The organism is Bacillus sp. FSL K6-1033 (genome assembly GCF_038630765.1).
Classification (GTDB): domain Bacteria; phylum Bacillota; class Bacilli; order Bacillales; family Bacillaceae; genus Bacillus; species Bacillus altitudinis.
In genome coordinates, this window is sequence record NZ_CP152041.1 from 882,501 (window position 1) to 905,110 (window position 22,610).

At 39.5% G+C, this 22,610-nt stretch carries 25 protein-coding genes and 15 tRNA genes; 33 read left to right on the forward strand and 7 right to left on the reverse strand.

Annotated elements, in window-relative coordinates; translation table 11 throughout:
• Window positions 1–2 precede the first annotated feature (2 nt).
• From MHH31_RS04360 to MHH31_RS04445, 18 genes are all read left to right on the forward strand, one after another.
• Window positions 3–77: transfer RNA gene (locus MHH31_RS04360), tRNA-Glu, on the forward strand.
• 32 nt (window positions 78–109) lie between these two features.
• A tRNA-Val gene (locus MHH31_RS04365) sits at window positions 110–185 on the forward strand.
• A 15-nt stretch (window positions 186–200) separates the two neighbouring features.
• A tRNA-Met gene (locus tag MHH31_RS04370) sits at window positions 201–277 on the forward strand.
• A 14-nt stretch (window positions 278–291) separates the two neighbouring features.
• Window positions 292–368: transfer RNA gene (locus tag MHH31_RS04375), tRNA-Asp, on the forward strand.
• Between the two features lie 19 nt (window positions 369–387).
• Window positions 388–463, forward strand: a tRNA-Phe gene (locus MHH31_RS04380).
• A 6-nt stretch (window positions 464–469) separates the two neighbouring features.
• Window positions 470–542 (forward strand) — tRNA-Thr (locus tag MHH31_RS04385).
• 15 nt (window positions 543–557) lie between these two features.
• A tRNA-Tyr gene (locus MHH31_RS04390) sits at window positions 558–642 on the forward strand.
• A 13-nt stretch (window positions 643–655) separates the two neighbouring features.
• Window positions 656–729 (forward strand) — tRNA-Trp (locus MHH31_RS04395).
• A 24-nt stretch (window positions 730–753) separates the two neighbouring features.
• Window positions 754–829: transfer RNA gene (locus MHH31_RS04400), tRNA-His, on the forward strand.
• Between the two features lie 9 nt (window positions 830–838).
• A tRNA-Gln gene (locus MHH31_RS04405) sits at window positions 839–910 on the forward strand.
• Window positions 911–917: 7 nt separating this feature from the next.
• Window positions 918–992 (forward strand) — tRNA-Gly (locus MHH31_RS04410).
• Between the two features lie 5 nt (window positions 993–997).
• Window positions 998–1,068, forward strand: a tRNA-Cys gene (locus tag MHH31_RS04415).
• A 14-nt stretch (window positions 1,069–1,082) separates the two neighbouring features.
• Window positions 1,083–1,171: transfer RNA gene (locus MHH31_RS04420), tRNA-Leu, on the forward strand.
• A gap of 38 nt (window positions 1,172–1,209) precedes the next feature.
• Window positions 1,210–1,291 (forward strand) — tRNA-Leu (locus tag MHH31_RS04425).
• 146 nt (window positions 1,292–1,437) lie between these two features.
• A complete protein-coding gene (locus MHH31_RS04430) occupies window positions 1,438–1,908 on the forward strand; it encodes a GNAT family N-acetyltransferase (RefSeq protein ID WP_024719919.1) in 471 nt (156 codons plus the stop codon).
• A gap of 669 nt (window positions 1,909–2,577) precedes the next feature.
• The gene (locus MHH31_RS04435; protein ID WP_144678986.1) at window positions 2,578–3,003 is read left to right on the forward strand and encodes a hypothetical protein; all 426 of its coding nucleotides are present in this window, start codon (window positions 2,578–2,580) and stop codon (window positions 3,001–3,003) included.
• 416 nt (window positions 3,004–3,419) lie between these two features.
• A complete protein-coding gene (locus MHH31_RS04440) occupies window positions 3,420–4,214 on the forward strand; it encodes a phosphotransferase (protein WP_024719921.1) in 795 nt (264 codons plus the stop codon).
• A 119-nt stretch (window positions 4,215–4,333) separates the two neighbouring features.
• Window positions 4,334–5,038: a hypothetical protein gene (locus MHH31_RS04445; protein WP_135009127.1), complete on the forward strand. Its 705-nt coding sequence runs from the start codon at window positions 4,334–4,336 to the stop codon at window positions 5,036–5,038.
• A gap of 42 nt (window positions 5,039–5,080) precedes the next feature.
• Here MHH31_RS04445 and MHH31_RS04450 read toward each other — a convergent pair whose 3' ends face one another.
• From MHH31_RS04450 to MHH31_RS04470, 5 genes are all read right to left on the reverse strand, one after another.
• Window positions 5,081–5,626: a histidine phosphatase family protein gene (locus MHH31_RS04450; RefSeq protein WP_338704836.1), complete on the reverse strand. Its 546-nt coding sequence runs from the start codon at window positions 5,624–5,626 to the stop codon at window positions 5,081–5,083.
• Window positions 5,627–5,697: 71 nt separating this feature from the next.
• Entirely contained in the window at window positions 5,698–5,889 is a 192-nt protein-coding gene (locus MHH31_RS04455; protein WP_024719924.1) for a hypothetical protein, read from the reverse strand.
• 117 nt (window positions 5,890–6,006) lie between these two features.
• A complete protein-coding gene (locus MHH31_RS04460) occupies window positions 6,007–6,270 on the reverse strand; it encodes a hypothetical protein (RefSeq protein ID WP_135009125.1) in 264 nt (87 codons plus the stop codon).
• 64 nt (window positions 6,271–6,334) lie between these two features.
• The gene (locus tag MHH31_RS04465; RefSeq protein WP_047947338.1) at window positions 6,335–7,024 is read right to left on the reverse strand and encodes a DUF1963 domain-containing protein; all 690 of its coding nucleotides are present in this window, start codon (window positions 7,022–7,024) and stop codon (window positions 6,335–6,337) included.
• Window positions 7,025–7,042: 18 nt separating this feature from the next.
• Window positions 7,043–7,846, reverse strand: a complete 804-nt coding sequence (locus MHH31_RS04470; protein ID WP_342467900.1) for a DUF2262 domain-containing protein — start codon at window positions 7,844–7,846, stop codon at window positions 7,043–7,045.
• A 534-nt stretch (window positions 7,847–8,380) separates the two neighbouring features.
• Between MHH31_RS04470 and MHH31_RS04475 the strand changes: the two genes are divergently transcribed.
• Window positions 8,381–10,324 carry an LTA synthase family protein gene (locus tag MHH31_RS04475; RefSeq protein WP_007497007.1) on the forward strand — a complete coding sequence of 648 codons (1,944 nt, stop codon included), beginning with the start codon at window positions 8,381–8,383 and terminating at the stop codon, window positions 10,322–10,324.
• 156 nt (window positions 10,325–10,480) lie between these two features.
• Window positions 10,481–11,047: a signal peptidase I gene (gene lepB / locus MHH31_RS04480; protein WP_039170157.1), complete on the forward strand. Its 567-nt coding sequence runs from the start codon at window positions 10,481–10,483 to the stop codon at window positions 11,045–11,047.
• Between the two features lie 42 nt (window positions 11,048–11,089).
• On the opposite strand, the gene MHH31_RS04485 is transcribed toward lepB, so the two are convergent.
• Window positions 11,090–12,382 (reverse strand): homocysteine synthase, encoded by a 1,293-nt coding sequence (locus MHH31_RS04485; RefSeq protein ID WP_019743963.1) that lies wholly within the window; start codon window positions 12,380–12,382, stop codon window positions 11,090–11,092.
• A gap of 265 nt (window positions 12,383–12,647) precedes the next feature.
• On the opposite strand from MHH31_RS04485, the gene MHH31_RS04490 reads away from it, so the two are divergent.
• The 13 genes from MHH31_RS04490 (at window position 12,648) to MHH31_RS04550 (ending at window position 21,915) form a co-directional block, all read left to right on the forward strand.
• Window positions 12,648–12,803: an FbpB family small basic protein gene (locus MHH31_RS04490; protein ID WP_034647783.1), complete on the forward strand. Its 156-nt coding sequence runs from the start codon at window positions 12,648–12,650 to the stop codon at window positions 12,801–12,803.
• Between the two features lie 162 nt (window positions 12,804–12,965).
• A complete protein-coding gene (locus tag MHH31_RS04495) occupies window positions 12,966–13,733 on the forward strand; it encodes an ABC transporter ATP-binding protein (protein ID WP_096881168.1) in 768 nt (255 codons plus the stop codon).
• A 14-nt stretch (window positions 13,734–13,747) separates the two neighbouring features.
• Window positions 13,748–14,737: an aliphatic sulfonate ABC transporter substrate-binding protein gene (locus tag MHH31_RS04500; protein ID WP_041093314.1), complete on the forward strand. Its 990-nt coding sequence runs from the start codon at window positions 13,748–13,750 to the stop codon at window positions 14,735–14,737.
• A gap of 44 nt (window positions 14,738–14,781) precedes the next feature.
• Window positions 14,782–15,570, forward strand: coding sequence for an ABC transporter permease (locus tag MHH31_RS04505; RefSeq protein WP_225310416.1), 789 nt, complete (start codon window positions 14,782–14,784; stop codon window positions 15,568–15,570).
• Between the two features lie 14 nt (window positions 15,571–15,584).
• The gene (gene ssuD / locus MHH31_RS04510; RefSeq protein ID WP_047947124.1) at window positions 15,585–16,727 is read left to right on the forward strand and encodes an FMNH2-dependent alkanesulfonate monooxygenase; all 1,143 of its coding nucleotides are present in this window, start codon (window positions 15,585–15,587) and stop codon (window positions 16,725–16,727) included.
• A gap of 302 nt (window positions 16,728–17,029) precedes the next feature.
• Window positions 17,030–17,152: a hypothetical protein gene (locus MHH31_RS04515; RefSeq protein WP_283938908.1), complete on the forward strand. Its 123-nt coding sequence runs from the start codon at window positions 17,030–17,032 to the stop codon at window positions 17,150–17,152.
• Window positions 17,153–17,268: 116 nt separating this feature from the next.
• Entirely contained in the window at window positions 17,269–17,481 is a 213-nt protein-coding gene (locus tag MHH31_RS04520; protein WP_003211695.1) for a hypothetical protein, read from the forward strand.
• 115 nt (window positions 17,482–17,596) lie between these two features.
• Entirely contained in the window at window positions 17,597–18,343 is a 747-nt protein-coding gene (locus tag MHH31_RS04525) for an ABC transporter ATP-binding protein (RefSeq protein WP_041507552.1), read from the forward strand.
• Window positions 18,321–19,787: a hypothetical protein gene (locus MHH31_RS04530; protein WP_342495328.1), complete on the forward strand. Its 1,467-nt coding sequence runs from the start codon at window positions 18,321–18,323 to the stop codon at window positions 19,785–19,787. Before MHH31_RS04525 ends, MHH31_RS04530 begins: the two co-directional genes overlap by 23 nt.
• A complete protein-coding gene (locus MHH31_RS04535) occupies window positions 19,771–20,676 on the forward strand; it encodes a PqqD family peptide modification chaperone (RefSeq protein WP_342495329.1) in 906 nt (301 codons plus the stop codon). The genes MHH31_RS04530 and MHH31_RS04535 overlap by 17 nt, the downstream gene beginning before the upstream one ends.
• Window positions 20,673–20,954, forward strand: a complete 282-nt coding sequence (locus MHH31_RS04540; RefSeq protein WP_138278314.1) for a hypothetical protein — start codon at window positions 20,673–20,675, stop codon at window positions 20,952–20,954. The genes MHH31_RS04535 and MHH31_RS04540 overlap by 4 nt, the downstream gene beginning before the upstream one ends.
• Window positions 20,955–21,033: 79 nt before the next feature.
• Window positions 21,034–21,714, forward strand: a complete 681-nt coding sequence (locus MHH31_RS04545) for a hypothetical protein (RefSeq protein ID WP_342495330.1) — start codon at window positions 21,034–21,036, stop codon at window positions 21,712–21,714.
• A gap of 127 nt (window positions 21,715–21,841) precedes the next feature.
• A tRNA-Gly gene (locus MHH31_RS04550) sits at window positions 21,842–21,915 on the forward strand.
• Window positions 21,916–22,011: 96 nt separating this feature from the next.
• Here MHH31_RS04550 and MHH31_RS04555 read toward each other — a convergent pair.
• Complete coding sequence (locus tag MHH31_RS04555) at window positions 22,012–22,608, reverse strand: hypothetical protein (protein WP_017360378.1); 597 nt, start codon at window positions 22,606–22,608, stop codon at window positions 22,012–22,014.
• Between the last annotated feature and the right edge of the window lie 2 nt (window positions 22,609–22,610).

Sequence of the window (22,610 nt, forward strand, 5' to 3'; positions counted from 1 at the left end):
AGGGCCCGTTGGTCAAGCGGTTAAGACACCGCCCTTTCACGGCGGTAACACGGGTTCGAATCCCGTACGGGTCACCATTTTTATAGAAATACATACCAGCATTTTATTCGGAGGATTAGCTCAGCTGGGAGAGCATCTGCCTTACAAGCAGAGGGTCGGCGGTTCGAGCCCGTCATCCTCCACCATATCTTTTATATCGTCGCGGGGTGGAGCAGTTCGGTAGCTCGTCGGGCTCATAACCCGAAGGTCGCAGGTTCAAATCCTGCCCCCGCAACCAAATTTATCTTTATTGGTCCGGTAGTTCAGTTGGTTAGAATGCCTGCCTGTCACGCAGGAGGTCGCGGGTTCGAGTCCCGTCCGGACCGCCATTTTTTAAAAAGAATACTTGGCTCGGTAGCTCAGTTGGTAGAGCAACGGACTGAAAATCCGTGTGTCGGCGGTTCGATTCCGTCCCGAGCCACCACTATTTGCCGGTGTAGCTCAATTGGTAGAGCAACTGACTTGTAATCAGTAGGTTGGGGGTTCAAGTCCTCTTGCCGGCACTGTTTTTCAAATGTGGAGGGGTAGCGAAGTGGCTAAACGCGGCGGACTGTAAATCCGCTCCCTCCGGGTTCGGCGGTTCGAATCCGCCCCCCTCCACCATTTTTATTTTCATAGGGGCATAGTTTAACGGTAGAACAGAGGTCTCCAAAACCTCCGGTGTGGGTTCGATTCCTACTGCCCCTGCCAATTATATGATTCATAACATCTATGGCGGTTGTGGCGAAGTGGTTAACGCACCAGATTGTGGCTCTGGCACTCGTGGGTTCGATTCCCATCAATCGCCCCATTTTATTATTGGGCTATAGCCAAGCGGTAAGGCAACGGACTTTGACTCCGTCATGCGTTGGTTCGAATCCAGCTAGCCCAGTTGATATGCGGAAGTAGTTCAGTGGTAGAACACCACCTTGCCAAGGTGGGGGTCGCGGGTTCGAATCCCGTCTTCCGCTCCAATTATGGCGGCATAGCCAAGTGGTAAGGCAGAGGTCTGCAAAACCTTTATCCCCGGTTCAAATCCGGGTGTCGCCTTTTTTGAAAAGACTGCCGGGGTGGTGGAATTGGCAGACACACAGGACTTAAAATCCTGCGGTAGGTGACTACCGTGCCGGTTCAAGTCCGGCCCTCGGCACCATTTTTTATTTATTATAAGTTGCGCTCTTTAATGATCATGCCGGTGTGGCGGAATTGGCAGACGCGCACGACTCAAAATCGTGTTCCTCACGGAGTGCCGGTTCGACCCCGGCCACCGGTATCTATATCATCGGTAGTAAATACGATGAAATCAACGTTTCTTACACTTTGTAAGGAACGTTTTTTATTTATCTTCAATACGATTCTTATAAAAATATCGTGTACGTACCTGTCATTAAACAAGAATGTTAAAGGAGGGACATATATTTGGAGATAAGGTTTGCTAATTTATCAGATACATCGATAATACATGATTTAATGATAAAGGCATTTATGGAGTATAAGGACGAAGTGCCACCTTCAAGTGCTTTGGAGGAAACTGTGCAATCCGTTTTAATTGCCTTAAAAGAAGGAGAGAGGAGTTTAATTTGTTATATTGATAATCAGCCAGTTGGAATGGTTCGATTTAAAATAAAAGAAGATAGTTTATATTTTTATAGACTATCAGTAATTCCAGAAATGCAGGGTCATGGTATTGCCAAAAAATTATTAAGTTTTTTAGAAAATTATGCAGTACAAGAAGAATTAACTAGTATATTTTGCAAAGTTCGTATGACCGTGATTAGAAACATAAAATTGTATAGTTCAGTGGGGTATAGCATCTACGATGAGGAAGTTGTACATAAGCCAAATGGTTTAAGTATAAAAATTGTTTCAATGATGAAAAAACTTGGTTAAAAAATTATCGATTGGAGGGTAAATTTCATGCATTTGATATGTGAAAGTGAAAAAACATAAGATTATTTGCTTGAATTAAACCAAGTCAGTTATACTAATCCTATTATTAGGTCTAATGCAGATGAACTTTTTATTCCGGCTCAAACTGAAATTGAAAAGACAAAACTTGCTTATGAGTATGTTCGTGATGAAATATCTCATTCTTGGGATATACAAGGGAAACGAGTAACATGTAATGCATCGGATGTATTAGTGTATAAGAAGGAATATGCTATGCAAAATCTAATTTGTTAGCATCTTTATTTTAAGAAATGTTGAATAAATAGCATAATACCAATGGTTCAAGGGTTCAGACGTTCAAGTACGACTCAAAATCGTGTTCCTCTGGAGTGTCGGTTCGACCCCTGCCACTGTATCTAGTTTAAGATATTCTTTATAATCGTCAATTACAGAAGAATTAAGGAATATTAACGTTTAAAACGTCTTTCTACATATTGTAGGAGGGCTTTTTTTATTTGTTGTTTAGCTGATTTTTCACACGAAAAAATTACTTCAAATTGTGTTCAAAGGAGATTAACTTTTACTTTATTGATGGTTACCTTATGATTAAACTAAAGGGGCAGGACAATTGAAGATGGATTGGATCAATTGTACATAGGAGGTGTTGTAATGATTACGGTTAAAAATGCTGAAAGTTATCTTAAAGATAGCATCGGTGAAGATACCGATGAGATAAAAAAGGTTTGGGAAACATTTAAGGCTTTTTCAAAGGAGACCGTTGAGGGCGAAGAAGATAAAGAAATTTTATTTCAGTGTGGTGTCTATGATTTTACAAGAGAGGAACTATTTCATCTTGATTTTGTACGTCAGTTTACAATTTATGAAGAAGATGATTATTCTCACATGGAACAACTGCACTGTGAATTTTTATTTAAACCAACAAGCGAGTTAAAAAAGTTAAAGGTGGTAGAAGAATGGTCAATGGATTATGACGATATAGATCATTTTTTTAATCATATTGAAAGTATTCATGAGTTTAAAATTCCTTTGACTTTAAAGCCGATAAAATCAGCAATATATCAAGAAGAACTTTAATTCTTATTTCATTAACGGCTGCTTTACTTTAAGCGGGTATACCTTGCCTTTTTGGAATCATTTATCACGGAGTGTCGGTTCGACTCCGGCCACCGGTATCTATTAAAAGTTTGGTTTTTACCGTGAACCCAACGTTTCACCCTCGTGGTGAAACGTTTTTTTGTGGTTTAAATGAGTTATTTAGATGAAAATAGAATCCTATTAGAAGAGAATGAGCATGTACTACTTTTAACAGAATAAACTTTAGATGATTTGCAACATTTGGTACGATACATTTAACCATATAAGGAAACAAAATGGATTAGCGCATTCACATAAAACAGTGAATTACCTTTGTGTAACTAAATGAATATTTGTGGGTACATACACATCTTTAGCTGGCATCATCATTGTGACCTATTTTGGGGGGAGAATTTATGAAAAAACAAAATGATCATGAAGAGTTATTGACAGGTGGAAATGTCTCGAACGTATATCGTTCGGGAGATACGGTTCGCAGAGAGGTAAAGTCAGACAATATGAATATACAAAAGCTACTAAAGCATTTAGAAAAGAAGAATTTCTCCTATGCTCCAAAGTTTTTAGGGGTTGATGAAAAAGGTAGAGAGATCTTGTCCTTCATTGAAGGTGTGGCCGGTCATGATCCCTTAAAAGAATACATGTGCTCTCACAATGCTTTAAAAGAAATAGCGAAAATGCTTAAACTGTATCATGATGCTGTTAGTGATTTTCCCATTTCAGACGATTGGGAACGAATGGACAATACCCCTAACAACATAGAGGTTGTGTGCCATAATGATTTTGCGATGTACAACATCATTTTCAAAAATAAAAAGCCAGTGGGAATCATTGATTTTGATGTAGCCGCCCCTGGTCCAAAGCTTTGGGATATTGCATATACTCTCTATACTTGTGTCCCTCTCAGTAGGTTTTTTCGTACTGAAACAGGGGAGGTCGTAAATTATCATTCGTTAGAGCATGCAGCCCATATAAAGTATAGAGTCAAACTGTTTTTTGAAGCTTATGGTGAGGAAATACCAGAAGATTATGTGGACATGGTGTTGCTGCGTTTAGAAGGTCTATGTCAATACATGAAGCGAAAAGCGAATGAAGGGGATAGAGCCTTTCAAAAAATGATTCATGACGGGCACCTTGAACATTATCAAAAAGACATACAATTCATTCATGAACACAGAAAAGAATGGATTTGAGGATGCCAAGGGTTTTATAAAAGAAAAAGGACAACTCATCTTTTTACTAGTTTCATGTGGATGTTACAATTGGTTATAATAGTTCAATAAAATGAATGTAAAGAGGCGGAGTTGTTACCTTGCAAATGAAGACGATATTACAGACTATTATTGAAGATGAGCGCTCACATGATTATCCGCTTTTTAGACAGTACTGTGTAAGAAAAGAACAGGGTCTGCGTAAAGATGCGTTAAAGGTTCTTCAGTCTTTTGTTGAAGAGATGAATAAGAACGAATTTACAGCACGGCGTTCATTTGTTGTTTGGCTGTTTGATTACATTGAACGTTTTGAGGATGGTCATCATTTGCTTGTGTATCCATTGGTACATGGGGTGATCCATCCTGTTATTCGAGAGTGGGAAAATATTGATCCAATGGATGTGAGACCGTATCGCTGGCAAGGCTTGTTTGTGCATCAGGGGGAAGAGCTGCCCTATTTATTGAAGGCATTAGAGATGGGAGGCAGCAAAGAGCAGCGAGTGATTGTTCAAATTTGCGAAACCTATTTCTCGGCTTTGTGGTATTCGTTTCATCATATACATGAAGATCTTTATTTAAGCACCTATGAGAAAGATCATGAGCGAATTCAAGGGATTCAAGATGTCATGAAACTGATCGAAGATAAAAATGTTCAAAGCAATGTTGAAAAACTAGCAGTCTACTATAACCAGCTTTTATCGGACTGGAAGGAATTTCAGCAGACGGAGACAAGAGGCTTTGTGAAATGGTGTGCGGATCGTAAGAAGCCCTATGAGTGGGTACAGACATTTTACTATCACCAATAGTTGTTTTTCATAAGAAAAAGGCTGGGGTCAACCCTGCCTTTTTTATTTATGCCATATTCTTTCTATTTCTACATGGTCTGGTTTAAAATATTTCAGGATGTAGACATCTGGATTGCTTAGTTGTTTCCACTCCTTGAATCCAATTGCAGGATCGGCGTGTTTTAGAAGCAGGCTCATAATATTGCCATGAGTGGCGAATAAAGTATGATCTCTTCCTAATTTTATTTGTTTATAGAGTGCCTCTACAATACGATTCATCGCTTCTAGGCTCGACTCTCCGCCTTCACAGGTCATATGCAAGTCCGAAAAACTGAGCTTTAGTTTTTCATACCAATCCTTCATTGGTTGACTGCTTAACCTACGTTCAGAGAGACGTTTGTCAATTTGTACCTTTATTTGTTTGGCATAAGCAAGGGGCTCAGCGGTTTGAATCGCTCGTTTATAAGGACTTGAGATGATGTGGTTGAGCTGAATGCCGGAAAAAAACTGTTCGAGTTCATGCGATTGTGTGATGCCTTGAGGCGTTAAAGACGCATCCTCGGATTGTCCATCTGCTTGACAGTGTCTGACGAAATAATATGTCTTCATAGGGGGTACACCTTCCTCTAAGTATAAAAAAATCATCCAATATTGGATGAGGGTTCACGAAAGTTTAGGTTCTATTTGTTCGTGTCTGCTTCTTTGTATGGATCTATCAGTTTTGAGGTTAGGTCTAAGTTGAACAAAAAATCATCTATGGTGTCTGTGCCAAAGGGAAGGGTGGAAAAATTAATTGGGATGCTGTCTTCTTGCGTATCTGAAGTAATCGGCTGTTTGTGCTGCTTTTTTCTCCAGTTCTTAAACAAGCGCATGTGAGGCCCCCTTTTCTAAAAAAAGATGGATTTATACATAATATACGGGGAGAGTTGTCCGAGCGTCAATTGTTTTCTTCAAAAGGATTTATTACATTTGTACGGAAAGAGCCACAGCTAAGTGCGGATCTTTCCGTGTTTTGACATGGCACGGTGTATGGCTTGTTGTACCTTTCGTTCGCATCTGATGTTGTATGGCTTCTTATGGAGTTTACTCGTCTTAAATTGACCAATTACACGGCGGACTCCTTGATCATTTAATAACGCTTGAAACCAGCTGTATTTTTTTAGCTGTGCTGCATTTCGTGATATATCATCTTCATCTACCTGTAAAAAAGGGATATACAGAGCAAGATTGAAGATGTCTAAAATGAATCCCATATTACCGGCCCCCTTCATATCGTTTATTACCTTTAGAAAGGGGAATGGTTCCATACAATTGGTTTTAAAAACAATCCCAGTGCATGAACCATTCTTTATTGTCTTTGTCGTAATAGAAATACATCGTGCCGTTATCACCAATCATGAACCGAGGTTTTTCTTCTGAAGCGATTTGTAGCATGAATTCTCCTGACATCTGGTGGGGAGGAGATTGGATGTAAGCCCCGTATCCACCGATTTTTGTGAACGAGTAGTTTGAGTAATGCTCGAAGAAATGATCTGTTGCTTCTTCACTTTCATTAACCTCTGATAAGTCAACGTATGACCAAGCTTCCTCCCAGCATGGATAATCCGGTTGTTCCCCTTCGAGCCACTCTATCTGGAAAGGCTTAATTCCTTTTACTTCTTCAGGGGTCTCAGCGATTTCTAATCCTTCCATTGATGAATATTCAATGAGTTTCCAGCCATCACCGTTTTTGGCGATATCGATCGGAAGGGTTTTCTTGTTGATGAAAATTTGAATCATCTTACATTCATCAAAGCCGTTCATTCCCCCTGGTACTTCGGGTAAATACATTTGTAAAATGGGAATCATAGCTCCATCTTGATCTGCCGGCCACCCTTTATCACGTTGGATGAAAAAATGACCAGCAAACCAGCTGTACTTAGAAGGATCAGGGCGAAACCCGCCTATTTTGGCTACAATAGGTGTTTTTCCTAGTTGATTTAATTCGTCAAAAGCTTTGATCTTCATTTATCCATCCCCCATTCTTTAGCCAGCAATGTGTGCATCTTGAAACGTTCCATTCATATTGCCAGAGACAATGATGACATGTCCCCAAAATAAATCTCCGTCATGATAGTAGGCTTCGAATTCTCCATTTGGATAAGCATGGAGGCTTTCAAGAGAGATGCGGCTGATAAATTGATCCGGTGTGATCTCTTCTGAATGTTCAGCGGAGTCGTCTTGTTCCTGCCAATCTTTTGCTAGTTCAATCAGCTGATTTGCTGCATATGACTTCATGGAGGCATCCCATGTTGTCTGTTCTACTACGAGTTGTCTAGCCGTTTTCAGAGAGTCATTCATTTCTTCCTCTTCTTCAAGATTGAAGTAAAGAAGGCACTCCTCATTGCCCCACTGTATGGTTGTTTCAAATAAGTCTAGTCCTTTCACTAATTCAAAGGTACCCAGCTTGTCATCGTGGTAAAAGATAGGTTGTTGAGCTTCTTCTAATATTTCTTGAAGTTCCTTATCTTCAGTATCTGTATCAACAAGTGAAACGAGCATAAATTCACCTTCACCTTTACGTACTTGAAGTGTGACGATAGATTCTTTATGTAATTGCGCTTGTTTTTCTCGTAATCCCTTTTCATCTGTTAACCAGCACAGTCTCACTTTTTCGTTTATGATGCGGTCTTTTTCCTTCCATGCAATGAGCGGGATTGAAGCAGTCCAAAGAGTCTCTTTTCCTGCTTTTCCTGCGCCGACTCCAGAAGGTCCTGTAACAGCCATGATGTCTATCACTTCTTCTGAGAATCTTTGTTCAAATATGTTGATTTGTTTGTTTGATTTCATAGGATGTCCCCCAGCTTGATTTATTTGATGGAGCTATACCTTTATCACACCGTACATTGGCAGGGGAAATCAAGCTTTTTTTGCTTAAAACTGTTTTTTAGGTTTGTGGCAACAGAGAGGATACATGGATTGCTGGAGGTTGAGTCACAATAAAAAAGCAAATCGGTTCGGATTTTGTATAAATTTGGCTAAGTGAGTCGAAAAGCCTAGGTGATTCTTCCTTTTCTTTATAATTACTTTGACACGATTAGATGAAAAAAGTAAAGTAGTACTGAGTGATTTACAAAACCTTCATCATTCTCTGAAACATGAAGCGGCAGTAAATTTAATGTAAATGGATATTTTTCCTTTTATTTACTCGTATTTTTTTTGAAACTTATGATGCTTCTTATTCGTTATATTAAAGGAGCACATGTAACCTGCGGAGAAAAGAGCATCGGAATGCTTGGTGCAGAAGATTTACATTTGCAAAATCAATGTAAATTTTTTATGATTTCATTTATATCAGATCGAAAATAAGAAAGAAGAGGTTTTATGAAAAAAATATTTGCGAACAAATATAGCTTTTTTGTTTTGGCTGTTCTTCTATTTTGGGCAAAATCGTACACAGCCTACAAAATGGACTTTAATTTAGGAGTGAAGGGATCTTTTCAAGAGGGTCTTCTCTTATTAAATCCATTCAGTTCAGCCATCGTGTTTTTAGGACTTGCTCTCTTTTTGAAGGGGCGTAAATCGGCCATTGTTTTAATTGTCATTGACTTTATTATGACCGCACTTTTATATGCGAATGTAGCGTACTATCGTTTCTTTGATGATTTTTTAACATTCCCGACAATGAAACAAGCCGGTAATCTTGGGGGAGGTATGACCGGTGGTGTGTTAGCAAGTATTAAGCCGCATGACCTTTTGTACTTCCTTGATATCATCATTTTAATTGCCATTGTCATTTGGAGACCAGAAGTGAAGAAGTTCCAAATGAAAAAAACTTTCGCACTGCTGATTGTGGCTGCAGGTGTTGGACTGTTCTTCGTTAACCTACACTTAGCTGAAAAAGATCGTCCAGAATTATTGACGAGAACATTTGATCATAAGTATATTGTGAAATATTTAGGTGTTTATAACTATGCGATTTATGACGGCGTGCAAACCGCACAAAATGCAACGCAGGTAGCAAATGCGAGTAGTGATGATTTAACGGATGTCGTGAACTATACGACCTCTCACTATGCGAAACCAAATGCAGAATACTTTGGTCAAGCAAAAGGAAAAAACATCATCAAAATCCATTTAGAAAGCTTCCAGTCATTTTTAATTGACTACAAGTTAAATGGAGAAGAAGTGACGCCGTTTTTAAACAAACTAGCTCATGGAAAAGAAGATTTTACGTATTTTGATAACTTCTTCCACCAGACTGGTCAAGGGAAGACTTCTGATGCTGAGCTCATGATGGATAATAGTATGTTTGGCTTGCCAGAGGGTGCAGCGTTTGTGACAAAAGGTGAAAATACCTTCCAATCACTTCCTGCCATCTTAGATCAAAAAGCAGGCTATACGAGTGCAGTGCTTCACGGGGATTATAAATCTTTCTGGAACCGTGACACGATTTATAAACATATGGGAATTGATCAATTCTTCGATGCATCTTATTACAACATGGATGAAGAAAACCTTGTAAACATGGGTCTGAAGGATAAACCATTCTTTAAAGAATCAATCCCAATGTTAGAATCAATGAAAAAGCCATTTTATGCACACTTAATGACATTGACCAACCATTATCCATTTAATTTAGATGAGAAAGATGCGACAATCGCTAAGGCAACAACTGGCGATAAAACAGTGGATAATTATTTCCAAACAGCGAGATACTTGGATGAGTCATTAGAACAATTCTTTAAGGACTTGAAAAAATCGGGTCTGTATAAAGACTCAGTGATTCTATTATATGGTGACCATAATGGAATTTCTGAGAACCATAACCGTGCAATGAGTGAGATTCAAGGGAAAGAAATTACGCCATATCAAAATGCACAAAATCAGCGTGTACCGCTCATGATTCGTATCCCTGGGAAACAAGGCGGCGTGAATCATACGTATGGCGGTGAAGTAGACGTGATGCCAACGCTCCTTCACTTACAAGGTATTGATTCAAATGAGTACGTGAATTTTGGAACAGATTTATTCTCTAAGAAGCATGATCAAACTGTTGCATTCCGTAACGGAAACTATGTGACACCAAAATATACCCTTGTAGATAATACGGTCTACGATACAAAAACGGGTAAAGTGGTGAAACAAAACAAAAAGACAGAAGCGATTAAAGCCCGTGTTGATAATCAGTTAAGCCTGTCAGATAAAGTACTGTACAGGGATCTTCTTCGATTCCATAAGCTATCTGATTTTAAACCAGTGAATCCATCTGATTATTTCTATGGTAAAACAAACAAAGAGACAGAAGCGGATTCTTCTGCTAACTAACTGAGTTTTGGGCAAGCACAGAAAGGTGCTTGCCTTTTTCTCTCTTACAGCTTGATTTGTTGGCAAAATATGTTTATATTTAGGGAGAAACAAGCGTGGCGTCAGCGGTCAGCTGGCGATAACTCATTTTGTCCTAGGGGATTTCAGGAGGAGCTTATGACAACAAATACAAAAACACAAAAAAAGAAATCAGAATTATGGGGCTGGATCAAAGCCATCTTAATCGCATTTATTGCTGTTTTTATCATTCGTAACTTTTTATTCGCACCGTATATTGTGAAGGGGACTTCTATGGAACCAACACTGCATGATACAGAGCGGGTGTTTGTGAATAAAACAGTCGATTACTTCGGCGATTATAAACGCGGACAGATCATTGTTCTTGATGGGGAAGACCGCAGTACTCACTATGTGAAACGATTGATTGGTTTACCTGGTGATAAAATCGAAATGAAAAATGACCAGCTATATGTGAACGGTCAAAAAGTGGCGGAGCCTTATTTAGCATCAAACAAAAAGAAAGCTGCCGCAGATGGCACCTTGCTGACACCTGACTTTGGTCCTCTTACAGTCCCTAAAGGAAAGTACTTTGTCATGGGTGACAATCGCCAAAACTCAATGGACAGTCGCAATGGTTTAGGTCTTTTTACAAAGAGTGACATTCAAGGGACAACATCATTCGTGTTTTATCCCTTCCAAGATATTCGCTTAATCAATCACTAATCAATAAGAAAAAGCACACAGGCGTGTGCTTTTTTTGTTTGGTTAAGACTGGCTTTTTGAAATCGCCTGTTCTAGATCTGCCAGAATATCTTCAATCGCTTCTGTTCCAACAGATAAACGAATAAGTTCTGGTGTCACCCCTGTGGCTTTTTGCTCTGCTTCACTTAATTGCTGATGCGTTGTGCTGGCAGGGTGGATGATGAGTGACTTAGAGTCGCCTACGTTTGCAAGATGTGAGAAAAGCTGAACCGAATCAATGAGTTTTTTTCCTGCGTCTTTGCCACCTTTAATGCCGAATGTGAGGATGGCACCTTGTCCTTTTGGTAAATAAGTTTGAGCCAGCTCAAAGGATTCATGGCCTTCAAGACCTGGATAGCTGACCCATTCTACAAGAGGATGATCTTGTAAAAATTGTGCTGTCTTCAATGCATTTTCACTGTGGCGTTCAAGACGTAGATGCAAGGTTTCTAAGCCTTGCAAGAGTAAAAATGAGTTGAATGGTGATAATGCCGCCCCTAGATCACGTAAGAGCTGTACACGTGCCTTTGTGATATAAGCCGCTTCCCCAATTGCTTCCGTATACGTCAGGCCATGATAGCTTGGGTCTGGTTCAGTCAGTCCTTTGAACTTATCGCTATCACCCCAAGGAAACTTGCCGCTGTCGACGATGACTCCGCCAATGGATGTGCCGTGGCCGCCGATGAATTTCGTCGCTGAATGGACGACAATGTCTGCGCCAAATTCAATCGGTCTTAACAAATAAGGGCTGGCAAGTGTGTTATCCACAATTAGCGGGATATGGTGCTTGTGTGCAATGGCTGATACGGCTTCAATATGTAAAATGTCGCCTTTTGGATTTCCGATGCTCTCTGCATACACTGCTTTTGTTTTATCTGTAATGGCTGCTTCAAGTTCTTCAAGGTTTGAGGAATCCACAAACTTTACTGTTATTCCAAGCTTTTTCAAGGTATGAGCAAATAAATTATATGTGCCGCCATACAGACTGCTGGAGGATACGATTTCGTCACCAGCTCCTGCAATGTTTAAAATGGAGTAAGTGGTCGCTGCTTGTCCTGAGGAGACAGCAAGTGCACCAATTCCACCTTCAAGCTCAGCGATCCGTTTTTCAAACACATCATTTGTCGGGTTCATAATACGTGAATAAATATTACCGGGTTCCTGAAGTCCAAATAAATTCGCCGCATGCTCACTATCTCTAAAACCGAAAGAGCTTGTTTGGTAAATAGGTACAGCTCTTGAATAGGTGGCTGAATCCAGTTCTTGACCTGCGTGTATTGCTTTTGTTTCTAAACGAAATTGAAGTTCTTCTGACATGTGTGTATCCTCCTTTTGTTAGATAAAACCAACTACTTTAATAAGAAATATTTAATAAGACTATAAATCTTGTTTACTGCCCGGTCAATCATTTTTTAGATAAATCTGAAAAAACAATAAATATAGTTGACATGTCGGAATAGTATGTATTAACATAAGCATACTGAAAATACCAACAAGAATCGCTGATCGGTCAACCGAAGGCTCGTTCACTCAGGCATGAGTGAAGGGCCTTTTTTTATTTTAATCAGGAAGGAAGCTGAAGATGGAGAAAAAGAAAAAACGAAAAAAATACAGAAAACATTTGGATATCACGTTAGACATTTTGATTGAGCGGAACAAATATGAGATTTACAGCAATCAAGAACGAATAGAAGAAATTTACGATCGTATTGATGAAAAGCATACAAGGTCGAAATAACCATTTTATAAAATATAGTTGATTTATAGGAATAATATGATTTAGAATGGTGCTAACAACTCAATATGAATAGCTGATCGGACAACACGAAGGCTCTTATCTCACTTTTGGGATAAGGGCCTTTCTGTGTATTTATCTGATGACAAGAGGAGTGAACTTGCAATGACTATTTCCATTGATATTGTGGATAAGTCTTTTTGGAAAGACAAACAAACCATTCAAGTGCTTGAAGACGTAAGACTCACCATCGTTCCTGGTGAATTCGTAACGGTGATTGGTCCGAGCGGATGCGGGAAAAGTACATTGCTGAAGATGATTGGAGGCCTTGATACAGATTATGATGGGCAGATCGTGATAGGAGAAAGGCGTGTGGTAGAACCAGGAATGAAACAGGGCTTTATCTTTCAAGAGCATCGCTTGTTTCCATGGCTGACGGTCGAAGAAAATATCGCTGCCAATTTCAATTTAAAACAGGCGTCTGTTCGCCGCAAAGTGGATGAATTAATTGAAATTGTTCGGTTAAAAGGTTTTGAACACGCCTATCCACATGAGCTTTCAGGCGGGATGTCACAACGTGTTGCTATTGCAAGAGCACTCCTGCGTGATCCGGAGATTTTATTGCTTGATGAACCTTTTGGTGCGCTAGATGCATTTACACGGAAACACTTACAGGATGTACTGCTGGATATTTGGCAGGAGAAAAGAACAACGATGGTGCTTGTCACTCATGATATTGACGAATCCATTTATTTAGCCAATGAAATTGTGCTGTTACAAGCAAGACCCGGTCGAATTCATAAAATCCTTCCCGTGAACTTACCATTCCCGCGGAATAGAACGTCAACAGCTTTTCAGAGCTTAAGACAAAAGGTGCTTTCAGAATTTGAGAAAACAGATGAGCTGTTACTGACGAATGGCTCAGGAATTTAAGGAGGTCAAATTGAATGAAAAGGCAAAAAAGGATCGTTCTCTTTCTGGGTATCCTCCTTGTATTAGCTGGGTGTGGTCAAGCAGCGAATGGATCAGAAGACAAGCCGAAAGAGATTCGGATTGGGATTCAGCAAAGTCTAAGCCCACTTCTTTTAGCAAAGGAAAAAGGGTGGTTTGAGCAATCATTTGAAAAAGAAGGTGTGAAAGTCAAGTGGGTGGAGTTCCAAAGTGGTCCTCCCCAATTCGAAGGACTCGCCGCCAATCAATTAGATTTTTCACAGGTTGGTAATTCACCTGTTATAGCTGGTCAGGCAGCAGGTATTGATTTTAAGGAAATTGGTTTATCTCAGGATGGGTTAAAGGCGAATGGGATTTTAGTGAATAAGAACAGTGAGATTCAAAAAGTAGAAGATTTAAAAGGAAAAAAAATCGCCGTTGCCAAAGGAAGCAGTGGTTTTGACTTTTTATACAAAGTATTAGATCAGGCTGGTTTATCTGCAAAGGATGTTCAGATCATTCAGCTTCAGCCGGATGAGGCAATATCTGCGTTTGAAAATGGATCAGTTGATGCTTGGTCGATCTGGGAGCCGTTCTTATCACTTGAAACGATAGAAAAGGGAGCAAAGCTACTGGTTAATGGAGAAGCGACCGATTTATATTCACCTGGATTCACACTTGTCAGATCCAAGTTTGCCGATGAGTACCCTGAACTAGTGGTGCAATTTTTAAAAGTATATGACAAAGCGGTGAAATGGCAGAAAGACCATCAACAGGAAGCCATTACACTTTATGCTCGTTTGAAACAATTAGATCAGAAGGTGGTGACACAAGTATTAAACAATACAGAGCCGCTCAATGAGCCCATTTCTAAGAAGATCATAAACGCTCAGCAGCATACAGCTGATTTTCAATATCAAACAAAGGCGATTCAGCGGAAGATTGATGTCAATCAGGTGGTAGATAATTCGTTTATTGAAAAAATGCTGAAAGAGGAGAAGAGTTGATGAAAGCTGCATCTAACCCAGCCCTTGTGACTAAAACTGAGCGAATGAAGAAAAAAAGGAGAAAAGCTTCATCCTTCATCATGTTAAAAGGACTTGTATTACCTGCTTTACTCATTGCGATTTGGCAGGGAGCTGCTGCTTCCCAAATCGTTTCTTCTACTGTACTACCTGCACCCACTGTCATTGCGGAATCTTTTCGTGAGTTGATTCGTTCCGGTGAGCTGTTTGGCCATCTTTACATCAGTCTCTACAGAGCAATATGCGGGTTTTTACTTGGGGGAGGTTTAGGACTTGCGATGGGTCTGTGTGTCGGTTTTTCTAGGAAAACCGAGCAGTATGTAGATCCGACCTTGCAAATGCTGAGAACAGTTCCTCATTTAGCGGTGACTCCTTTATTTATTCTTTGGTTTGGTTTTGATGAATCAGCGAAAATTTTATTGATTGCACTTGGGGCTTTTTTTCCGATCTATATCAATACTTTTCTAGGAATTCGCAGTGTAGATAACAAGCTTTTCGATGTGGCTCGCGCTTTAGAGTTTAATCTGTATCAAAATATCACAAAGCTCATTTTACCTGCTGCCCTTCCTCATATTCTTCTGGGCGTGAGGCTTTCATTAGGCATTGCCTGGCTTGGTTTAGTGGTGGCTGAATTGATGGGGTCGAGTAGTGGAGTTGGCTACATGATTATGGATGCAAGACAATTCTCGCAAACGGATAAAGTGTTTGTAGGGATTATCATCTTTGCGGTAGTTGGTAAGATGACTGATTCATTTGTACGGCTGTTAGAAAAGCGACTGCTCAAATGGCGCACAAGTTATCAAGGTGAAAAATAATAGGAGGCGATATGATGAATATTCTATGGTTTATTCCAACGCATGGGGATGGGCGTTATTTAGGATCTTCGAAAGGGGCAAGACAGGCAGACTATCCGTATTTTAAACAAATTGCTCAAGCTGCCGATCAGCTTGGGTACACAGGGGTCTTGCTGCCTACTGGTAGATCTTGTGAAGATCCATGGCTGACAGCGGCCGCTTTAGCTGCAGAAACAACCCATTTAAAGTTTCTTGTGGCTCTTCGGCCAGGGTTGATGCAGCCATCTGTTGCTGCTAGAATGACCTCCACATTTGATCGGCTTTCAGGCGGGAGACTGCTGATCAATGTTGTAGCGGGAGGAAGTAAAGAAGAACTTGAAGGAGACGGGCTATTCATTTCTCATGATGAACGCTATGAGGCAGCAGAAGAATTTTTGACCATCTGGAAGAGGTTATTGAAAGGAGAGAATGTTCAGTTTCAAGGGAAGCATCTGCAAACACAAAATGGACGGCTGTTATTTCCACCAGCTCAAACACCACATCCACCCGTTTTTTTTGGAGGATCATCAGAAGCAGGCATTCAAGCCGCTGCAAAACATACAGATGTTTATTTAACTTGGGGCGAGCCGCCTGCACAAGTAAAAGAGAAAATCGCACAAGTGAAAAAGCAGGCTGAAAAGGAGGGAAGAACGGTGAGGTTTGGTATTCGACTTCATGTGATCGTGAGGGAAACGGAAGATGAAGCTTGGCAGGCAGCGGAACATCTGATTCGTCATTTAGATCAAGAGACTATTGATGATGCGCAAAAGACTTTACAAGGGATGGACTCAGTAGGGCAAAAACGAATGGTTGAATTACATCAAGGGAATAAAGAGAAGCTTGAAATTAGCCCTAATCTTTGGGCGGGCATTGGCTTAGTTAGAGGCGGGGCAGGAACAGCGCTCGTCGGGGACCCGCATACAGTAGCAGAACGTATAATAGAATATCAGTCTCTAGGTATTGATACATTTATCTTTTCTGGTTATCCGCACTTAGAAGAATCTTATTATTTAGCAGAACTTGTTTTCCCGCTTCTCCCATTTAAAAGAAATGGTGATGCAGGACCACACGTTCCTGCTGGTGAAATTATTGGGAACAATTACTTTCCTGATACAGCCTCTGCTGCAAGTTCCTCATAAATGAAAGCAAAGCAGTCATACTTGTCGGGCTGCTTTGCTTTTTTTATAGAAAGAGAAGCAAGTAAAATGATATGTGCTGTGGAAGAAGGCAAGGGCTTTTTTCCCAACAGTTTTTCTTGTATATACATATTTTAAGAGACAAGAGAAGAAGGAAAATATGCTCACTCTTTTGTCGGAATTATCAGTTAATATGTCGTATTTGATGTGTTAACGACATATAATTAGGACTTTTATATCTGATATATCGGGGGAATTCTTTCTATCTCAAAAAAATGAAAGATTAAATAGAAGAGATGATGAAAATGAACTATTTGAAAAAAGGCAGAAAAAAGATGGATTTATTGACAATATATGGGTTTAGTGGTTCTTATGTTGTGGTGAAAAATAGTAAAAAAGGGAGTATTTATACAGTTGAACATGAATAATTGAATAAAAAGTCACATTTTACACGAAAATATGTTCGGTCAAAAATGGGATCTTCTGTTGATGTTTGGAGTGTGACGCCTATGATACGATCATCATAAGCTGGGAGGTGAAAAGTATGACTTATGCAGCGCCGCAAGTTGACTATTCCACTATGGAACCTGCTATTATGGACCAAGCTTGGTTCTTAGTATTTGTTGCTGTCCTTCTTGGATTGGGAGCAACAGTTGTTCTAGGAGCAGCAGTTTGGTGTTTAGCAAACGGCAAGGGTAGCTTTACAGGAGCCGTTCAGTGGGAAAGTGGCTTAAAAGTCCAAATTGAATGTAAGTAGCTATACTTAGGATTCATCTTTTTACTTCTTAGATAAGACACCAGGGCTAAACCGTCTGTGGCGGGCGGTTTAGCCTGATCTGTTTTTAAAGAATATGCAGACACTTGGAGGTTATATGTTTACGATCGAGAATTTAACCAAGACGTATAAAAATAACGTGACTGCTGTCAATGATTTTCATTTGAAAATTGCCCCTCATCAAATCGTTGCTGTGGCTGGACCAAATGGATCCGGTAAAACAACGATGATTAACTGTGTACTCGGCATCATTAAGCATACAGAAGGAACCATTCATATCAAGGATGTCACAAATGATGATCCATCCTTTAAAAAACAAGTCGCCTATGTTCCAGATGATCTGCTGCTCCCTGAAGCATTGACTGGTGCTGAATATTTAGATTTTGTTTCTTCTATGTATGAATGTAAAACAATTCAAAGAAGAAATCAACTAATTGAATTGTTTGATATGGAAACAGCTTTATCAAGACCGATTGAAACCTATTCCCATGGAATGAAAAAAAAGACACAGCTGATTGCTGCCTTTATGCTTGAGAGTCAATTAGTGATCATGGATGAGCCCTTTAGAGGACTTGATATTGAAGCGGTTATAAACACAAAGAAACTGATGAAACGTTATGCCGAGCACCATGGTGCAATCTTGCTTTCAACGCATGATATGCTTTCAGCGGAAGAGCTGTGCCACAAGATCGCCATTATTTCTAAAGGAAATAAAATGGATGAAGGGACGGTTTCAGCCTTAAAAGAAAAGTATCAATCAAGCACATTGGAACAGGTGTTTCTGAAAGCTTCAATGTTAAGTGATAGGGGTGCACATTTTGATGAAATCATTAATCATTTCTAAAATGATGCTTAAAATGTGGCAGCAGGAGATGTATAAGCTCTTTGATACTCAAACGAAGCGAATCATTGTGGTCTTATTCTTTTTGTTTGCAGTCACAATGGGAGCCATCATCGGATACAGTTTTACGGGTGTCTTTATGAAGGCTTTCTTAAATGGAGATGAACGGTCACTTGGGTTGTTGGTTGTGTCGATGGCAATCAATGCATCCATTTTTACAAGCTTGTTATTTGTGCTGATCAAAGTCAGAACACCTGAACAAGATCGTTTTTCTATGCAGCTCAGCTGGTTTCCGCTGTCTACCTTTCAAAAAAGTCTTGGTTACTTCATTCCGATGGTGACAGTTGTAACAGGGCTTGTTTTATTTTTCATCGGGATCTTGCTTTTACCTAATTTTATTGCACAAGGGATCGGTATTTTCTTTATTCTTACATTCTTTTTGATGGTGCTGTTGCAATCGCTCTTTGTCTTAACACTGCTTCAGCTCATTTACAACGTGACTTATTTACTCGTACTAAAATTAAAATTACCATTGCAAAAATTTGCAGCGATATTTGTTTTATTAGCGCTAGTTGTAGCGTATGGAATGACGCATTTCGACATCAATCAAATACAGCAATCATATGTACAGTTTGATTATCATTTGATGTATTTTACAGCGCCGTTTTTCTTAGCGGCACAAGGGATGTCTCCTGACGGGGTGAATTATGCGATGTTGATCCTCTTCATCTTATTATCTGCGGGAGGCGCATTTATTTCTCTTGCTTTAATGCCAATTATGGCTGAGAAAAAAGCGTTAACCTTTCTGCACAAACTGCCATTTTCATCTTCGAAAAAGTGGTCACTCATTGTAAAGGAAATAAAGTCACAAGTGAGAAATGAAGAAAATATTTTAAACTTTCTCATCCTCCTTATTGTCATTTTATTTGTTCGTTATCAGTTTGCCTTCCGCTTTGAAGGAGAAGCTTTTTTTGTCCTATGTGCGCTAGCTGGATTAACAGCTTTTAATTCATTCGGCAATGATAAACGAATGCTGGGGATGTATAAAACGTTCGGTCTAAGATCGAGGGAAGTGGCTCTTTATAAGTTTCTCGGGCTTTTGCTCGTTGGTGTGATCCAAATTGTATTATTTATGATCACAACACTGACGCTCCCGGATCAGATCTGGATCGTGTTGATTGGCGCTGCTGTCTTGGTTAATGCAACGGCTCTCTTTTATGTGGTGGGTATTTTATTGCCCCTTGATCGAAATAATCCATACACAGGCATTTTCTCGTTTGGAGCGCTTATTTTAATCATGATTCCGATTGTATTTATTGGAAACTATGTGATAGGGGAATCGAGTCAAATGCTTCAGTGGCTGCTTGTGGCAGGATTTGAATGTCTGCTCATCTTTGCCATATATAAAGGTTTTTCATGGAGGTATTCACATGATTCAACTTCTTAACAATAAGCTAAAGATTGAGCGGGTGCCGGCACTTGCGCCATATGTGACTTTACAAAAAAGACATTTGACTGATACGCAGTACGGAAGTTCGCTTCCGATTAACGAAAGTGCACATCATATGTTAACGAAAGTGGATGGTCAAAGGACAGAGGCGAGTATTACGGCAGAGCTCGCCGATTTGTTTCAGGTCGATGAGTCTGTGATTGCCCGTGATTTTTATCAATTGATGATGGGGCTGAATCAGCATCACTTGCTGTCGATTCATTATCAATCGCCATATCGGACTGTCACAGCCTTCTGTCAATTTTTTAAGCAGTATCAAGTAAAGATGAAAGAGCGATTTGACTGCACGGGTCATTCATTTCTTCACATATTGGGTACGGCTCTGCTGATGGTGACGCGCAAAATCATCTTTTTCTGGGTGCTCTTTATGATCATGGCGGGAATCGCCTTTTTATTTATGCCTGATCCATCGATTGCAGCCATTGCGATTTATTTTACGATTATTTATTTTGGATTAATTACTGGAACTGCCTTGCATGAGGCGGCACATGGGTATGCACATCGGAAGTTCGCCGGCCGGGATGGTCCTCAAGGCTTTTTTGCGAGCGATATGATGTCTGTGAAATTTGTGAGGCCTGTTTTAGATCCGTTTCAGAAAAAACAGGTGTGGATTACACTGCTTGGTCCGCTTTTGCCGGGGCTTATTGGCGCAGCCGGAATCATTGTGACTGTTTTATTTCTAAAAGAAAATCCAATTTCGACAGGGTTTTTCATTTTTTCAATCACGTATTTTATTCAATTACTCTACCTTCTTCCGTTTATGGGGGATGGTAAGTCTATTATGAAGCAGTTATTGCTTGGTGGAATGGGAGGACAACGATCATGAACGTTCAGGCAATGAAACAAGGTGCAATTGTTGGTAGTTTCCTAGGTTTCTTAGGTTTTCCGATGTTGACCATTGGTGTTCTGTTCTATCACTTATTTCAATCAAAAACAAATAATGAATTATTATTTAACAGTCTTGCTTTTGAGATGGAAGGTTCGTCTGCATTTACGTTTCAAATCAAACCAAACTTTTTTATTTATATGGTTGTCATTTTTGTTGTCAGTTTTCTCATTGTGGCATTCCTATCAGCCATGAAACAGAAAAAAGTGAAAGATTAGGAGAATTTTCCTAATCTTTTTTTGTATAATCAACCAAATTTTAGTATAATAAAGAATAAAAATACTAAAGGGGATATCAATGATTAAGAAATGGAGCATTCTTTTATTTACTGTTTTTCTATTAGCAGGATGCGGCGAGAAGGCTGCAGAAACAACAACGACAGAGAAAACGGTCTCAGAAAAACCTACAAAAGAGAAAAATAAGGAAACAGCAACTCACGATGAAGTAACTGTCGAACCTATGAAACTAACAAAAAATGAAAAAAGTCTTTTGGAAGCATTATCAGATAAGCCGTTTGAAGCGATGACAGTGAAAGGACTAAAAGGCAGTAATAAAAGTGTATCCTTGATCGGTATGCATTACAAAGATGGACAATTATTAAAAGACGATACAAAAAAAATCACCATTGACCTTCATCAAAATGGCGTCGATAACAGTGTGAATTTTATCTACCAGCTAGAAGATGAAAAAGATGATCTGTTAAAAGTAACGTATAGCTTATGGAAAGATAAAGAGCAAAGCGAACTAACGAAACTCTCGACTAGCATGGATTTCAAACAGGACGTGGGAGGAAACACAACGATATCAGCTTCAGATCTTTTTCACATGTCTCCTGGAGAGAAAAAATTAATTTCTACTACCATCACAACTGGATTGAACCATGAGTTTTCTGGTTTAACAGGTTCTGAAAAGAATCTGAAAGAGGAATTAAAAGATGTGAAGCAGGCTTATTTGGTGTATTTGCAGCTAGACAAATAACTATCGTAATATATATGGAGAATATGAAATTTTTTGACGAAAAATCTTCATATTCTCTTGACGAATTGTTAAGAAAGTTGTAACATAATAAAAGTCAACGCAATGATGTTGTCTTTAAAAGATTGATGCGGGTGTAGTTTAGTGGTAAAACCTCAGCCTTCCAAGCTGATGTCGTGAGTTCGATTCTCATCACCCGCTCCAATACATAATTTTGTTTATAACGCAGTATTTCGTTTCATAGATAAACGAAGTGTTGCGTTTTTTATTATGTCAGTATAATGTAAAAAGCACTGTCACCTACAGTGCTTTTTCAATGAGTTCATATTTACTTTCTCCACCATGTATTTGTATAAACATCTTCGTCAAGGATTGTATAAGTGCCTCACTCTTTTCCCGGGAAATAGATGGTGGGAAGAGAATGATTTGAAGAATGCTTTTTGTGTCTTGAGAAATTTGAGCTTTACTTGCTTGAGAAAATAACCCTTTAAGCTCTGCGCCATCCTGCCATTCAATATGACCAGTTTCATTTTTGGATAATGAAAGAGGCCCTTTCAATTGATCGGCATCTAATGTAAGGATAGGCAAGAAATATTTTAATGAAAAAAATATCGACAAATCCTGTACGGAATTGGTCGAGTCAATAAATTGTTCTTTTTGAATATCAGCAAGAAGCGGAAGAAAGGGGACACCTTCTAGAAGATTCGTCCATTCTTTGATCGCTGGTACTTCTTCCAAAGTTTGATCTTCATATTCAAAAAACAAAGATTCTTGAAACAGTCGCAGTCGGCCTTTTAACATTTGAGGGGATTTTCCTATCTCAATATGTGAATATTCAATCTGTCCAACATGGATAGACGGGCTTTGAGGTTGGGAGATTTCCATTTGTATCTTCACAG

Coding starts and splice junctions, on each gene's coding strand:
- MHH31_RS04435 (WP_144678986.1), top strand. CDS start 2,578: ATGATTACGGTTAAAAATGCTGAAAGTTATCTTAAAGATAGCATCGGT.
- MHH31_RS04440 (WP_024719921.1), top strand. CDS start 3,420: ATGAAAAAACAAAATGATCATGAAGAGTTATTGACAGGTGGAAATGTC.
- MHH31_RS04450 (WP_338704836.1), bottom strand. CDS start 5,626: ATGAAGACATATTATTTCGTCAGACACTGTCAAGCAGATGGACAATCC.
- MHH31_RS04455 (WP_024719924.1), bottom strand. CDS start 5,889: ATGCGCTTGTTTAAGAACTGGAGAAAAAAGCAGCACAAACAGCCGATT.
- MHH31_RS04460 (WP_135009125.1), bottom strand. CDS start 6,270: ATGGGATTCATTTTAGACATCTTCAATCTTGCTCTGTATATCCCTTTT.
- MHH31_RS04465 (WP_047947338.1), bottom strand. CDS start 7,024: ATGAAGATCAAAGCTTTTGACGAATTAAATCAACTAGGAAAAACACCT.
- MHH31_RS04470 (WP_342467900.1), bottom strand. CDS start 7,846: ATGAAATCAAACAAACAAATCAACATATTTGAACAAAGATTCTCAGAA.
- MHH31_RS04475 (WP_007497007.1), top strand. CDS start 8,381: ATGAAAAAAATATTTGCGAACAAATATAGCTTTTTTGTTTTGGCTGTT.
- lepB (WP_039170157.1), top strand. CDS start 10,481: ATGACAACAAATACAAAAACACAAAAAAAGAAATCAGAATTATGGGGC.
- MHH31_RS04485 (WP_019743963.1), bottom strand. CDS start 12,382: ATGTCAGAAGAACTTCAATTTCGTTTAGAAACAAAAGCAATACACGCA.
- MHH31_RS04490 (WP_034647783.1), top strand. CDS start 12,648: ATGGAGAAAAAGAAAAAACGAAAAAAATACAGAAAACATTTGGATATC.
- MHH31_RS04495 (WP_096881168.1), top strand. CDS start 12,966: ATGACTATTTCCATTGATATTGTGGATAAGTCTTTTTGGAAAGACAAA.
- MHH31_RS04500 (WP_041093314.1), top strand. CDS start 13,748: ATGAAAAGGCAAAAAAGGATCGTTCTCTTTCTGGGTATCCTCCTTGTA.
- MHH31_RS04505 (WP_225310416.1), top strand. CDS start 14,782: ATGAAGAAAAAAAGGAGAAAAGCTTCATCCTTCATCATGTTAAAAGGA.
- ssuD (WP_047947124.1), top strand. CDS start 15,585: ATGAATATTCTATGGTTTATTCCAACGCATGGGGATGGGCGTTATTTA.
- MHH31_RS04515 (WP_283938908.1), top strand. CDS start 17,030: ATGAACTATTTGAAAAAAGGCAGAAAAAAGATGGATTTATTGACAATA.
- MHH31_RS04520 (WP_003211695.1), top strand. CDS start 17,269: ATGACTTATGCAGCGCCGCAAGTTGACTATTCCACTATGGAACCTGCT.
- MHH31_RS04525 (WP_041507552.1), top strand. CDS start 17,597: ATGTTTACGATCGAGAATTTAACCAAGACGTATAAAAATAACGTGACT.
- MHH31_RS04530 (WP_342495328.1), top strand. CDS start 18,321: ATGAAATCATTAATCATTTCTAAAATGATGCTTAAAATGTGGCAGCAG.
- MHH31_RS04535 (WP_342495329.1), top strand. CDS start 19,771: ATGATTCAACTTCTTAACAATAAGCTAAAGATTGAGCGGGTGCCGGCA.
- MHH31_RS04540 (WP_138278314.1), top strand. CDS start 20,673: ATGAACGTTCAGGCAATGAAACAAGGTGCAATTGTTGGTAGTTTCCTA.
- MHH31_RS04545 (WP_342495330.1), top strand. CDS start 21,034: ATGATTAAGAAATGGAGCATTCTTTTATTTACTGTTTTTCTATTAGCA.